17 protein-coding genes and 1 pseudogene are annotated in these 11,644 nt (G+C 71.4%); 8 read left to right on the forward strand and 10 right to left on the reverse strand.

Annotation, left to right across the window (positions count from 1 at the left end):
- Positions 1 to 32 precede the first annotated feature (32 nt).
- Positions 33 to 449: a hypothetical protein gene (locus F7P10_RS11835; protein ID WP_151009395.1), complete on the forward strand. Its 417-nt coding sequence runs from the start codon at positions 33 to 35 to the stop codon at positions 447 to 449.
- 48 nt (positions 450 to 497) lie between these two features.
- Here the strand turns inward: F7P10_RS11835 and F7P10_RS11840 are convergent, their stop codons facing one another.
- Both F7P10_RS11840 and F7P10_RS11845 read right to left on the reverse strand, forming a co-directional pair.
- A complete protein-coding gene (locus F7P10_RS11840; RefSeq protein ID WP_218040464.1) occupies positions 498 to 671 on the reverse strand; it encodes a hypothetical protein in 174 nt (57 codons plus the stop codon).
- Positions 665 to 1,063 carry an ATP-binding protein gene (locus F7P10_RS11845; RefSeq protein WP_151009397.1) on the reverse strand — a complete coding sequence of 133 codons (399 nt, stop codon included), beginning with the start codon at positions 1,061 to 1,063 and terminating at the stop codon, positions 665 to 667. The genes F7P10_RS11840 and F7P10_RS11845 overlap by 7 nt, the downstream gene beginning before the upstream one ends.
- 164 nt (positions 1,064 to 1,227) lie before the next feature.
- On the opposite strand from F7P10_RS11845, the pseudogene F7P10_RS44235 reads away from it, so the two are divergent.
- From F7P10_RS44235 to F7P10_RS11860, 4 genes and pseudogenes are all read left to right on the forward strand, one after another.
- A pseudogene (locus F7P10_RS44235) lies at positions 1,228 to 1,407 on the forward strand (helix-turn-helix domain-containing protein); the annotation flags it as partial.
- Positions 1,408 to 1,428: 21 nt separating this feature from the next.
- On the forward strand, positions 1,429 to 2,037 hold the full coding sequence (locus tag F7P10_RS11850) for a DUF5753 domain-containing protein (RefSeq protein ID WP_254716753.1): 609 nt from the start codon (positions 1,429 to 1,431) through the stop codon (positions 2,035 to 2,037).
- A gap of 10 nt (positions 2,038 to 2,047) precedes the next feature.
- Positions 2,048 to 2,242 (forward strand): DUF397 domain-containing protein, encoded by a 195-nt coding sequence (locus F7P10_RS11855; protein ID WP_151009398.1) that lies wholly within the window; start codon positions 2,048 to 2,050, stop codon positions 2,240 to 2,242.
- Entirely contained in the window at positions 2,229 to 2,411 is a 183-nt protein-coding gene (locus tag F7P10_RS11860; protein WP_151009399.1) for a DUF397 domain-containing protein, read from the forward strand. Before F7P10_RS11855 ends, F7P10_RS11860 begins: the two co-directional genes overlap by 14 nt.
- A gap of 8 nt (positions 2,412 to 2,419) precedes the next feature.
- Here F7P10_RS11860 and F7P10_RS11865 read toward each other — a convergent pair whose 3' ends face one another.
- On the reverse strand, positions 2,420 to 3,442 hold the full coding sequence (locus tag F7P10_RS11865; protein WP_151009400.1) for a cation diffusion facilitator family transporter: 1,023 nt from the start codon (positions 3,440 to 3,442) through the stop codon (positions 2,420 to 2,422).
- 77 nt (positions 3,443 to 3,519) lie between these two features.
- On the opposite strand from F7P10_RS11865, the gene F7P10_RS11870 reads away from it, so the two are divergent.
- The gene (locus tag F7P10_RS11870) at positions 3,520 to 3,867 is read left to right on the forward strand and encodes a metalloregulator ArsR/SmtB family transcription factor (RefSeq protein WP_218040465.1); all 348 of its coding nucleotides are present in this window, start codon (positions 3,520 to 3,522) and stop codon (positions 3,865 to 3,867) included.
- Between the two features lie 5 nt (positions 3,868 to 3,872).
- Here F7P10_RS11870 and F7P10_RS11875 read toward each other — a convergent pair whose 3' ends face one another.
- The 6 genes from F7P10_RS11875 to F7P10_RS11900 all read right to left on the reverse strand — a co-directional run bounded on the left by F7P10_RS11875 (position 3,873) and on the right by F7P10_RS11900 (position 9,129).
- Entirely contained in the window at positions 3,873 to 5,435 is a 1,563-nt protein-coding gene (locus F7P10_RS11875) for an alkaline phosphatase (protein WP_151009402.1), read from the reverse strand.
- A 154-nt stretch (positions 5,436 to 5,589) separates the two neighbouring features.
- Positions 5,590 to 5,889 (reverse strand): hypothetical protein, encoded by a 300-nt coding sequence (locus F7P10_RS11880; RefSeq protein ID WP_218040466.1) that lies wholly within the window; start codon positions 5,887 to 5,889, stop codon positions 5,590 to 5,592.
- A gap of 58 nt (positions 5,890 to 5,947) precedes the next feature.
- Positions 5,948 to 6,808: a TIGR03620 family F420-dependent LLM class oxidoreductase gene (locus tag F7P10_RS11885; protein ID WP_254716552.1), complete on the reverse strand. Its 861-nt coding sequence runs from the start codon at positions 6,806 to 6,808 to the stop codon at positions 5,948 to 5,950.
- 93 nt (positions 6,809 to 6,901) lie between these two features.
- Positions 6,902 to 7,252, reverse strand: coding sequence for a helix-turn-helix transcriptional regulator (locus F7P10_RS11890; protein ID WP_151009403.1), 351 nt, complete (start codon positions 7,250 to 7,252; stop codon positions 6,902 to 6,904).
- 28 nt (positions 7,253 to 7,280) lie between these two features.
- Positions 7,281 to 8,348 (reverse strand): sugar phosphate nucleotidyltransferase, encoded by a 1,068-nt coding sequence (locus F7P10_RS11895; RefSeq protein WP_151009404.1) that lies wholly within the window; start codon positions 8,346 to 8,348, stop codon positions 7,281 to 7,283.
- Positions 8,349 to 8,418: 70 nt separating this feature from the next.
- Positions 8,419 to 9,129: a class I SAM-dependent methyltransferase gene (locus tag F7P10_RS11900; RefSeq protein ID WP_151009405.1), complete on the reverse strand. Its 711-nt coding sequence runs from the start codon at positions 9,127 to 9,129 to the stop codon at positions 8,419 to 8,421.
- An 80-nt stretch (positions 9,130 to 9,209) separates the two neighbouring features.
- Between F7P10_RS11900 and F7P10_RS11905 the strand changes: the two genes are divergently transcribed.
- On the forward strand, positions 9,210 to 10,217 hold the full coding sequence (locus tag F7P10_RS11905) for a lysylphosphatidylglycerol synthase transmembrane domain-containing protein (protein ID WP_254716553.1): 1,008 nt from the start codon (positions 9,210 to 9,212) through the stop codon (positions 10,215 to 10,217).
- Complete coding sequence (gene trxA, locus F7P10_RS11910; RefSeq protein ID WP_151009406.1) at positions 10,214 to 10,552, forward strand: thioredoxin; 339 nt, start codon at positions 10,214 to 10,216, stop codon at positions 10,550 to 10,552. Before F7P10_RS11905 ends, trxA begins: the two co-directional genes overlap by 4 nt.
- Here trxA and F7P10_RS11915 read toward each other — a convergent pair.
- The gene (locus tag F7P10_RS11915) at positions 10,542 to 11,639 is read right to left on the reverse strand and encodes a glycosyltransferase family 4 protein (RefSeq protein WP_151009407.1); all 1,098 of its coding nucleotides are present in this window, start codon (positions 11,637 to 11,639) and stop codon (positions 10,542 to 10,544) included. The genes trxA and F7P10_RS11915 overlap by 11 nt on opposite strands.
- Positions 11,640 to 11,644: the final 5 nt, after the last annotated feature.

The raw sequence follows: 11,644 nt of genomic DNA on the forward strand, positions 1-11,644 counted from the left end.
CCTGGCCGACCACGCTCATGGTGTGGTGCGCCGTGTGTTTCATCCTTCTGTTCGGGGTGGGGGGCGGAGCAGCCCTCGCCATCAGCGCCACCGACGCCTACCGGGCCACTTCCGACGGGGTGCCCGGCACCTTCACGGCGGAGCGGATGAAGAGCAGCAACAGGGGCGCCCACTGGTGGATCGGCGACTTCACCAGCGACGACGGATCTGTGCGCCTGGCGGACGTCCGGCTCTCCGGAGTCGACCCCGACAGCGGCGACAGCCCCCCGTCCCCGCTGAGCACCGTCGCCAGCGGCGACCCCGATACCGATCGCGTCTACACGACAAGCGGCCGCCCTTGGCTCAAGCCCTTCACCGGCGCCGTGCTGCTCCTGCTGGGCTGCCCGATCGGCTCCGTCCTGCTCGTCCTCAACCTCCGCGGCTGGCGGAAAAGGCAAGCCGCGCGGTGAACGGCGGCCGCCCGTCGAGGAGCGCCTTCGACGAGTCTGTTCTCGCTGTCAGGACCCGCGCAGAACCTCGACCGCCCGCCACAACGCGGTCGACCTCTCGTGGCACCGCACGGCCGCCCGGACATCGCGGCGCTCGGCGAGATCGAACGCGTCGCTCACGTACCGCACGGCCCGTCTCCGCAGGTACAGGACGACGACGAACCGCACGGGCCGGCTCAGCACGCCGCGCACTTGGCCCAGATCACCTTCCCGCCCTCGTTCAGCGGACGGACGCCCCACGCGTGCACCATCCCGGACATGAGGAGAAGCCCGCGCCCGCCCGTCGCGGCGCGGTTCTCCGACCGCACCACCGGCCGCCCCTCACCGGCGTCCCAGACCTCGATCACGGGGAGCCAGTCGCGCTCGTCCACGAACACCCGGACCACGATCGCCCCCTCCCCGTGGCGGTACGCGTTGGTGACAAGCTCGCTGACGACGAGCCGGGCGGTGTAGTCGTCACGGACTTCCCATGCGCGGAAGTGCTCGGCGACGAACCGCCGCGCCCGCCCCGGCGCTCGGTCGTCGGGCTCGAGGACGAGCGTAGGAACCTCAGGCGCACACGCTGCCACTGACATCGATACGACCCTTCAGACTTGGTGTCTCGTTGTTGCCTGCAGCCAGTGCGCCATAAGTTCCTCGCTCTGCGTCGCCAACCCGAGGGGATGACCAGAACATTGAACATGACTCAATATGTTGAAGTTGCAGGTCACTTGAGTTGCACTTGAGCGATGATGACTACATGGCACCGCGACTCATCAAGGCCAAGACCAACTCCAACCTCCAAGCCTTCGGTCGCAGATTTCGCAGATATCGGGAAACCAAAGGATGGAGCCAGGCAAATGCCGCACGTAGGGCAAATAACGGACAAGGAGTGACTCCTCAGTACATAGGCATGGTTGAAACCGGTCGGTCACGCTGTACACGGGAGTTTGCCGAGTGCATGGACCAGGAGTTCAGTGCAGGTGGCGCGCTACTGGAACTCTGGGACGACCTCGTCGAAGAGGCCGCGTACCCGGCATGGTTCGACTGGGTGAGCGTTGAGCACGAAGCCAAGTCGCTCCATGTGTTCGAACTTGGGGTGGTCACCGGCCTGCTCCAGGTTCGCGCATATGCTTCCGCGATCTTGAATGGCGACGAGAAGGCCGTAGAGGCACGCTTGAAGCGTCAGATGATCCTCACACGAGAAGAACCAGCACCGCCCGAACTCGTGGTCCTGCTCGACAAGTCCGTTCTCTACCGCGAAGTCGGTGGTCCGGATGTCATGCGCAGCCAACTGGAACACCTGGTGAACTCAGTGTCCAACCGGCTGGCGGTCCAGGTTGTACCGATGCGCTTGCACACCGGCATCTCAGGCTCGTTCGTGTTGGCAACGATGGAAGATCGAAGCCAAGTAGGCTACGTGGAGACGGTGGCACGAGGTGTGACCATGAGTGACAAGGACGACCTGAACAGGATGGCGGAGGCGCTCTCCACTCTGCGCTCACAAGCGCTCCCGGTCGACATGTCACTTGACCTGATCAAGAAGGTCACCGCCGAAAAGTGGACATAGGAGGCCCAACGTGAAGCAAAGCGTCGTCACTTGGCGTAAAGCGTCGCGTAGCACGGATACTGGGGGCAACTGCGTCGAGCTGGCCGGACTCCCCCAAGGCATCGGCATCCGCGACTCCAAGGACCCCGACGGAGCCAAGCTCGTCATCCGCCGGGACTCCTTCCGCGCACTCCTCACCCACCTGGAAGACCATGGACCGCAGTAGGACGACGTGGCGTAAGGCCTCGCGCAGTTCGGGCAACGGCGGCGCGTGTGTGGAGGTCGCCGGACTCCCCCAGGGCATCGGCATCCGCGACTCGAAGGATCCCGATGGGTTCAGGCTCGTTGTCGGGCGGGGGGTCTTTCGCGACCTGCTGGCGGATCTCAAGCGCTGACGCCGCGATCAGGCGGCGTGGTGGGCCAGCAGGCGGTGGGGGTCCGGGTGTCCCGGCGCCGGGGCGGCGTCGGCGTGGACGTGCGCGGCGGCCAGGCGCGGGACGGCGTGCAGCAGCGCGTGTTCGGCCTCGACGGCGATCCGGTGGCCCTCGCGGACGCTGATCCCGCCGTCGATGGCGACGGCGACCTCGGCGCGCAGCCGGTGGCCGATCCAGCGCATCCGCAGTTCCCCGACGTCCTGCACTCCGCGCACCGTGCGCAGGGCGGCGTCGGCCGCGTCGACCAGGGCGGGGTCGACGGCGTCCAGCACCCGGCGCAGGACCTCGCGGGCCGCGTCCCGCAGGACCAGCAGGATCGCCGCGGTGATCAGCAGGCCGACGATCGGGTCGGCCAGGGTCCAGCCCAGTGCGGCGCCGCCCGCGCCGAGCAGGACGGCCAGCGAGGTGAAGCCGTCGGTCCGCGCGTGCAGGCCGTCGGCCACGAGGGCGGCCGAGCCGATCTCGCGGCCGACCCGCATCCGGTAGCGGGCCACCCACTCGTTGCCCGCGAAGCCGACCACGGCGGCGGCCGCCACCGTCCACAGGTGGTCGATGGGGCGGGGGTCGAGCAGCCGGTCGATCGCCGTCCATCCGGCGAAGAGCGCCGAGGCGGCGATGGTCGCCACGATGAGCAGGCCCGCCAGGTCCTCGGCGCGCCCGAAGCCGTAGGTGAACCGGCGCGTGGCCGCGCGGCGGCCCAGGACGAACGCGATGCCGAGCGGGACGGCCGTCAGCGCGTCCGCGGCGTTGTGCACCGTGTCGCCGAGCAGCGCCACCGACCCCGACACCGCGACGATGACCGCCTGCGCGAGGGCGGTGGCGCCGAGGACGGCCAGCGACACCCACAGGGCCCGCATTCCGCGCGCCGAGGACTCCATGGCCGTGTCGGTCCTGTCCGCCGCCTCGTGCGAATGCGGCGTGAGCAGGTGCCCGAGCCGGTGCCGCAGGCGGGCGAACCGGCCGGACGGGTGGTGGTGCGCGTGATGATCCATCACTCCTCCTCGTCGGCGGCCGGAAGGGCTCGACACGGCGGCCGCACCCCACCCATTATGTGCATATGAGCGCACGCATGCATCTATCACCTGCGCACGATGCGCACCCGCACGATCCCCGCGAGGAGCAGTTCGTTCTCGCCGCCGAGCTCCTCGCCCTGCTCGGGGACCGGACCCGGCTCGTCCTCCTGCACGCGCTGGCGCGGTCGGAGGCCGACGTGACCACGCTGACCGAGCTGAGCGGGGCCCGGCGCCCCGCCGTCAGCCAGCACCTGGCGCGGCTGCGGACGAGCGGGCTGGTCACCACCCGCAAGGAAGGCCGCCGGGTGGTCTACAGCCTCGCCGACGGCCACCTGCGGCGGGTCGTGGACGAGGCGCTGAGCCTGGCCGACCATCGCCTCACCGGCCGGCCCCCGCACGGCTGACCCGGCTACCGCCGCGGGGTGAGGGTGCGCTTGTAGTGGACGGAGCCGTCGATGTCGCGGAGGCGGACGGTCAGCTCGCCCGACTCGCCGTCGAGGGCGACCTCGCCGAAGTGCTGGAAGCCCTCGTCCGGGGACGAGTTCGCGTTCTGCGGCGCGCGGGAGAAGTCGAGCCGGGGGCCGAACGTGCCTTCCAGGGTGTTCGGGCCGAACCCTCCGGCGTTCAGGGGGCCGGCGACGAACTCCCAGAACGGGTCGAAGTCCTGGAACGCCGCGTTCGACGGGTCGTAGTGGTGCGCGGCGGTGTAGTGGACGTCGGCCGTCAGCCACACCATGTTCCGCACGCCCTTCCGCTTGGCGTACGAGAGCAGGTCGGCGATCTCGCGCTCGCGGCCCAGCGGGGCGCCGCCGTCGCCCTGCGCGATGCCTTCCTGGGCCGCCGAGCCGTCCGGGACGATGAGCCCGATCGGCAGGTCGGCCGCGATCACCTTCCAGGTGGCCCGGGAGCGGCGCAGCTCGCGCTTGAGCCACGCGAGCTGCTCGGCGCCCAGGACGCCCTCGGCGGCGGTGGGCGAGTCGTTCGTCCCGTTGGCGTCCTTGTGGGTGCGCATGTCGAGGACGAACACGTCCATCAGCGGCCCGTAGGAGATGCGGCGGTAGAGGCGTCCGTGCTTGTGGGACCGGACGGCGGTCGGGGTGTACTCGAACATCGCCCGGCGGGCGCGGGCGGCCAGGACGTCCACGCGCTTCTCGGTGTACTGCGGGAGGTCGAGGATCTCGCCGGGGTACCAGTTGTTGGTCACCTCGTGGTCGTCCCACTGGTAGATCATCGGGACGTGGGCGTTGAACGCGCGCATCGCGGCGTCCTCCAGGTTGTACCGGAACTGCCCGCGGTACTCGGGGAGCGTCTCGGCGACCTTGGTCTTCTCCGGTGTGACGAGGTTGCGCCAGGTGCGCCCGTCCGGCAGATCCACCGTCTCCTGCAGCGGGCCGTCGGCGTACACCAGGTCGCCGCTGCACAGGAAGAAGTCCGGGTCGAGCTCGCTCATCGCGTTGAAGATGCGGTAGCCGCCGATGCCGGTGTTGATGCCCCAGCCCTGGCCGGCGAGGTCGCCCGACCAGACGAAGCGGATGTCGGAGCGGTCGCGGGGCGCGGTGCGCAGGCGTCCGGTCACCGGCTCGGACACGGCCGAGCGGCGGTCCAGATCGGCGAGGACGACCCGGTAGTGCAGCTCCCGCCCGGCGGGCAGCCCGCGCAGGAACGCCTTGCCGGTCAGGTCGGTGGCGGGGGTGAGCCGCGGCCCCGGGATCCACCTGGCGTGCCTGAAGTCGGGCCGGGAGCTCACCTCGACCAGCATCCGCGCGGGACGGTCCGAGCGGGCCCAGACGACCGCGTCGTGCGCGGTGACGTCGCCGCTCTGCACGCCGTGCGTGAGGCGCGGGCGGCCCCGCAGCAGTGCGGGCGACGCGGGCCCCGCCTGGGCCGTCCCGCCGCCGAGCAGGGTTCCCATGGCGGCTCCGGCGCCCGCCGCCAGTCCGCCGCGCAGGAAGGTCCGTCGGTCAGCCGTCATCGGCGTCTCCGTTCTCGTCCGTCGTACTCTGCGCCCGAAATGATCGTGCACACCGGTGGACGGCACCTGAACGGCGGACGGCCGAGCGATGTGCGCCCGGCCGACTCGCCGTCGCGGCGGCCGGGGCTCGGTGTCGTGAGGACGGTACGCGGGCTCACGCGACGTCGGTGCCGTCCAAGCCGAGCGCCAAGGAAAGGATCCTGCGCACCTGTGCCTGTTCTTCGGACGTGAGTTCGTCGAATGCGGGTGGGGTCGGGGCTCGCACCGCCTCATCCAACGCGGCGGCGTTGCCGGCGTCCAGTGGCGCGAATGCCGCCGCGTCATCCGCCGCCATTTGCGCCGCCGCGGCGGCGACCATGTAGCGGGAGACATCCATGCCGGCGGCTTCGGCATGGCTCTTGAGCGCCGCATGGACCTGCGGGTCCGCGGAAATGCTGACGTGCTCGTTCGCCATACGACCAGCGTGACACTTCGTGTTAACTCCAGGTCGCGGGCTCGGCCGGTGACCGTGATCAGCCGAGGGCCTCGGTCAGGCGGCGCCAGGCGGGCATGGCCGTGCGGCCGGGTTCGGTGCCGATGACCTGGACGCCGACGTGGTCGGCCCCCGCGTCGAGGTGGGCGTGCAACTTCCGGACGACCGTGTCGACGTCGCCCCAGAAGACGAAGTCGTCGACGAGCCGGTCGCTGCCGCGGCCGTTGTCGAGGTCGGCCTCGGTGTAGCCGAGGCGCAGGAACTTGGCGATGTTGTACGGCGTCGTCAGGTACGTGTGCAGGTGCTCGCGCGCGAGGGCTCTGGCCTTGTCCGGGTCGGTTTCCAGGATCACCGCCTGCTCGACGCCCAGGAACGCCCCGCCCAGCACCTCGCGGGTCTGGGCGGTGTGGCGCACCGACACGTTGTAGGTGTGGGCGCCCTCGGTGCGGTCGCGGGCCAGTTCGAGCATCTTCGGCCCGTAGGCGGCCAGGACGTGGCGCGTCCGGACCGTTCCGGCGGCCGCCTCCATGCCGTCCAGGTACTCGCGCATCGCCTCCAGCGGCCTGACGCCCGGATGCGGCTTGCCGCCGAAGCCGAGGCCGAGGACGTGCCGGTCCGGGTACGCCTCCGCGAGCAACCGGGCACCGGTTTGGGCCCAGCGGGGGCCGCGGGACCAGATCTGCGCGATGCCGTTGACGACGTTCATGCCTTCGGTGGACGCCAGCAGGAACCCCGCGTGGGACAGCGCCTCGCGTTCGATCGTCTCGGGGATCCAGATCGTCCGCCAGCCGAGTCCTTCGAGTTCCTGGACGGAGTCCCGGATCACGCCCGCCGGCTGCCGCTCGAAGTCGAAGGTCCAGATGCCGAAGCGTCCGAGGTCCATCCCGTCGATCGCGCCCATGTCTCCTCCATGCTTCAGGGAATCAACGCATCGAAGTATCGCATAATTTCGATATGTAGCCGACGCGCCGCGGACCTTCGATGGGGCGGGGTCTCAGAGGTCGCGGCCCAGGGCTTCGATGAAGGCGGCGATGCGCTCCTCGTCGCGCTTGTAGTGCGTCCACTTCCCGACGCGCGTGGAGCGGACGAGCCCGGCGCGTTCGAGCGACGCCATGTAGGCGGAGACGGTCGACTGCGCGAGCCCGGTCTTGGCCTGGATGTGGCTCACGCACACGCCGACCTCGTGCGGGTCGGCGATGCCGTCCTCGACGGGGAAATGCGCCTCGGGATCGCGCAGCCACCCGAGCAACTGGAGCCGCACGGGGTTCGCGAGCGCCTTGAACACGTCGAGGAGCGCCTCGGCGGAGGGTTCAGTGTGTGCGGAGGGTTCAGTGTGTGTCGTCATGGGCCACCGCGACGAGTGTACGCGGGCCTCAGGCGTCGGTGGAGAAGCGGACGGCGGTCGGGGGGAGCTTGATGCCGGGCCAGATGCGCAGGCCGCCGCGCAGCTCGTTGCCGGGGCCGACGACGGCGCCGTCACCGAGGATGACGCCGTCGAGGACGGCGCCGGGGCCGACGCGGGCGCCGCGGGACAGGACGGAGTCGCGGACGGTCGCGCCCTCGGCGACGAACGCGTCGTCGAGCAGCACGCTGCCGACGACCGTGCTGCCGGCCTCGACGGTCGCGCCGCGCCCGACGGTCGTCCCGCCGCGGACGATCGCGCCCGGTGCGACGGTCGCGCCGGGGAGGGTGAGGCGCTCGCCGGGCTCGCCGGGCATGGCGGGCGAGGCGAGGCGGCCGAGGACCAGGTCGCAGGAGCCGCGGACGAACGCCTCGGGGGTGCCGACGTCGAGCCAGTACTCGGACTCGACGTGGCCCATGACGCGGGCGCCCGAGGAGATCAGGGCGGGGAAGGTCTCGCGCTCGACGGAGACGACCTCGTCCTCGGGGATCGTGTCGATCGCGGAGCGGCGGAACACGTAGCAGCCCGCGTTGATCTGGTCGGTGACCGGATGCGAGGTCTTCTCGAGGAACGCGGTGACGCGGCCGGAGTCGTCGGTGGGGACGCACCCGAAGCGGGACGGGTCGTCGACCTTGGTCAGATGCAGGGTGACGGCGGCGCCGGTCTCCTCGTGCAGGGCGACCTGGGCGCCCACATCGTGGCCGGAGAGGATGTCGCCGTTGAGGATCAGCACCGGGTCGTCCGGGCCGGAGGTGAGCGCGCGGGCGGCGTTGCGGATGGCGCCGCCGGTGCCGAGCGGCTGGTCCTCGCTGACGTAGACCAGCTCGAGCCCGTGCGCCTTGCTGCCGAAGGCCGCCTCGAACATCTCGGCGCGGTAGGACGTGGCGAACACGATGCGCTCGACGCCCGCGGCATGCGCGCGCGCGAGCTGGTGCGACAGGAACGACACACCGGCCGTGGGCAGCAGGGGTTTCGGGGTGGAGATGGTGAGAGGCCGCAGGCGCGTGCCCCTGCCCCCTACCAGGAGGATCGCTTCCACATGGCTCCCTTCTCCACCGCGGTGTGGAGGCCGAGCCTAGTGGCTGTCCGCTTGGTGCCGGTTCGGGCCGTCAGTCCGCGCGCTTGCGGGCCTGGACGAGCACGATGCTGCCGCGCTCGTTCGGGGCCTTGCGGTCGGTGAGGGCGACGAGCGGCGTGAGCGGCGCGGCGGCGTTGAAGCCGACCTTGCCGCCGTAGGTGGACAGCGAGAGGTAGAGGCGCTCGGTCACCGCGGTGCGGAACTGGTAGCTGTGCCGCACCAGGTCGAGGCCGCGCTCGTCCAGGAGCTTGGCGAGGCTCTCGTGGGTGTAGGTGTGCTGCACGTGGTACTTGGCCTTGTGCGCGTCCCGAAGCTTCGGCCAGGCGTCGGCCCGCGAGAGGACGTCCGCGGACATGAAGATCTCGCCGCCGGGCTTGAGCACCCGGGCCATCTCGTCGAGCGACCTGCCGCCGTCGTCGAAGTGCTCGATGGCGCAGACCGACAGGACGGCGTCGAAGGACGCGTCGCCGAACGGGAGCCGCAGCGCGTCGCACTCGATCAGCGCGGGTGCGTGCGCCAGGGTCCGGCCGTACTCCATCTTGCCGCGGGCAAGGTCGATCGAGACGGCGTCGGCGCCCCGCTTGCGGGCCTGCCCGGCCCAGTACCCGTCGCCGCCCGCGACGTCCAGGACGCGCCGGCCGCGCAGCTCGCGGCCCATCCAGCCGAGCAGCGTCCCGGCCTCGCGGTACCGGCAGACGTGCACCTGGTGCCCCATGAAGGCGATCGCATCGGAGAGTTTCATCGCGCCTACCTTACGGGGACCGGCCGGTGGGGGCGCCGTGTTCGCCTCCCGTGCGTCCGGGGTCGCCTACTCTGGGGCCCGTGAACAAGAAGGTCGTCGCCGTGCGGGTCCTGCGGGTGCTGCTGGTGCTGCTCGCACTGGCCTTCTGCGCCTACAGCGTGGCGTCGCAGTGGGACGCCACGGTGCGGGCGCTGCGCGACATGTCCTGGTTCGCGCTGGCGGGCTCGCTCGCGGCGGGCCTCGCGGGGCTTTTCGTGTGGATGCTGGGATGGCGCGCGCTGCTCGGCGGGCTCGGCTCGCCGCTGCCGGTCGCCGCGGCGTTCCGCATCTCCGGCATCTCGCAGCTCGGCAAGTACGTGCCGGGCAAGGTGTGGGCGCTGGTCACGCAGATCGAGATGACGCGCGAGCACAAGGTGCCGGCGGAGCGCAGCTTCGGCTCGACGCTGCTGGCGGTGGCGACGTCCACGGCGTGCGGGCTCGCGGTCGCGGCGGTGACGCTGCCGCTGACGTCGGCGACGGCGCGGGACCGGTTCTGGTGGCTGTTCCTGCTGGCGCCGGTGCTGCTCGCGGCCCTGCACCCGAAGGTCGTCACGTGGGCGCTGGGGCTGATGCTGAAGGTGCTGCGGCGGCCGCCGCTGGAGCGTCCGGTGAGCCTGGCGGTGACGCTGCGCGCGATCGGCTGGACGGTCCTCGGGTGGCTGCTGTTCGGCGTTCACACGTGGCTGCTGTGCGACGCCGTGGGCGGCGACGGGGCGGGGCTGCCGTTCCTGGCGGCGGGCGCCTACGCGCTGGCGTTCGTGGTGGGCTTCCTGGTGTTCATCGCGCCGGGCGGGATCGGGGCGCGGGAGGCCGCGCTGACCGTGGTGCTGACCCCGGCGCTCCCGGCGGGCGCGGCGGTCGTGGTGGCGATCGCGTCGCGCGTCCTGCTGACCGCCGCGGACCTGATCATCGCGGGCGCGGCGTTCGTGGCGACGAAGCCGCCGCGCGGCGCGCTCCAGGACGGGAACGGCGAAGCGGGCGAAAGCGGGAATGATCGGCCGACCGCCGGACTTGTCAACGGTACGCACCCGACGAAGGAGGCCCCGTGACGAGTCCGGTCACCGTGACCGACGCGACGTACGACGCCGAGGTCCTGCAGAGCGACGTGCCCGTCCTGGTCGATTTCTGGGCCGAATGGTGCCCGCCGTGCAAGATGATCGCGCCGGTCCTGGACCAGATCGCCGGGGAACTGGACGGCCGGCTCAAGATCGCGAAGATCAACTACGACGAGAACCCGCAGACCCCCGGCAAGTACGGGGTACTCGGGCTGCCGACCCTGCTGCTCATCAAGAACGGCGAGGTCGTGGAGCAGGTCACCGGCGCGAAGCCGAAGCGCGCCTTCCTGAAGATCATCGAACCGCACCTCGACACGGTCACGAGCTGACCGGTCCCCCGGCCCCCTCCGTGAGCGCCGCCACGTAGGCGTCCCACAGGGGGCCGTGGTCGGCCGGGCGGACGCCGGAGCGGAGCCGCTCGGGCTCCCCCGGCGCGTAGAACCGGTCGAGCGCGGCGGCCAGCGACGCGACGTCGTCGGGCGTGCAGATCAGCCCGTCCACGCCGTCGCGGACCTGGGCGGCGAACCCGCCCACGTCGGTCGCGATCACCGGGACGCCGTACTCGTGCGCCATCCAGACGTTCTGCGAGGCCGTGGCGGTCCGGTAGGGCAGGACGAGCGCGTCCGCGTCCGCGAACAGGCCGGGGACGTCGGCGGCGGGCACGTACCCGGGCCGCAGCTCGACGCGGGACGCGAGCCCGAGTTCGCCGATCAGCCGCTCGGTGCCGTCGAGACCGCCCCAGAACTCGCCCGCGACGGTCAGCGCCACGTCGTCCGGGCCCTTCGCGAGGGCGCGCAGCAGGACGTCCAGTCCCTTGTACGGACGGACGATCCCGAAGAACAGCAACCGGCGGCGCACCCCGTCCGCCCGGGACGCGGGGGCGGGGGCGGCCGGTAGGTGCGCGGGCATCTCCGCCACCCGGACGGGACGCGCCGTGAGCCCGCGCGCCAGTTCGGCCTGCGCCTCCGAGTGGACGAGCACGCCGTGCACGCGCCGCAGGAGGCGCCGCATCAGCGGGACGTCGTAGGGCTTGCGCTCGTGCGGCAGCACGTTGTGGCAGAGCGCGACGACGGGGGCGCGGCGCCCGAGACCGGCGAGGATGCCCAGGTAGGAGGGCACCTGCACGGGGCTGAGGACGGCCAGGACGGTGAGGTCGCGCGACCGCAGCGACCGGCCGGCGCGCCACCAGCCGTCCGGGCGGCGCCAGTCGAGCCGGTGCCGGGTGCCGGGGAACGGCTCGCCCTCCGGCTCGGAGATCGTCTGCTGCCCGGGGTACAGGAACGACGGGTACTGGGCGCGCCACGACTCGATGACGACGTCGTGCCCGGCGGCGGCGAGCCGGTGCGCGAGCTCGGTGGTGTGGTGGGCGCCGCCCCCCTTGTACGGGAACGCGGGCCCGACGATCGCGATCTGCATCCCGG

This window comes from Actinomadura sp. WMMB 499 (assembly GCF_008824145.1).
Classification (GTDB): domain Bacteria; phylum Actinomycetota; class Actinomycetes; order Streptosporangiales; family Streptosporangiaceae; genus Spirillospora.

Excerpts from the sequence above, each read along its gene's own strand:
- F7P10_RS11845 (WP_151009397.1), bottom strand. The coding sequence starts at position 1,063 with ATGTCAGTGGCAGCGTGTGCGCCTGAGGTTCCTACGCTCGTCCTCGAG.
- F7P10_RS11850 (WP_254716753.1), top strand. The coding sequence starts at position 1,429 with ATGGACCAGGAGTTCAGTGCAGGTGGCGCGCTACTGGAACTCTGGGAC.
- F7P10_RS11860 (WP_151009399.1), top strand. The coding sequence starts at position 2,229 with ATGGACCGCAGTAGGACGACGTGGCGTAAGGCCTCGCGCAGTTCGGGC.
- F7P10_RS11865 (WP_151009400.1), bottom strand. The coding sequence starts at position 3,442 with ATGGATCATCACGCGCACCACCACCCGTCCGGCCGGTTCGCCCGCCTG.
- F7P10_RS11870 (WP_218040465.1), top strand. The coding sequence starts at position 3,520 with ATGCATCTATCACCTGCGCACGATGCGCACCCGCACGATCCCCGCGAG.
- F7P10_RS11875 (WP_151009402.1), bottom strand. The coding sequence starts at position 5,435 with ATGACGGCTGACCGACGGACCTTCCTGCGCGGCGGACTGGCGGCGGGC.
- F7P10_RS11880 (WP_218040466.1), bottom strand. The coding sequence starts at position 5,889 with ATGGCGAACGAGCACGTCAGCATTTCCGCGGACCCGCAGGTCCATGCG.
- F7P10_RS11885 (WP_254716552.1), bottom strand. The coding sequence starts at position 6,808 with ATGGGCGCGATCGACGGGATGGACCTCGGACGCTTCGGCATCTGGACC.
- F7P10_RS11890 (WP_151009403.1), bottom strand. The coding sequence starts at position 7,252 with ATGACGACACACACTGAACCCTCCGCACACACTGAACCCTCCGCCGAG.
- F7P10_RS11900 (WP_151009405.1), bottom strand. The coding sequence starts at position 9,129 with ATGAAACTCTCCGATGCGATCGCCTTCATGGGGCACCAGGTGCACGTC.
- F7P10_RS11915 (WP_151009407.1), bottom strand. The coding sequence starts at position 11,639 with ATGCAGATCGCGATCGTCGGGCCCGCGTTCCCGTACAAGGGGGGCGGC.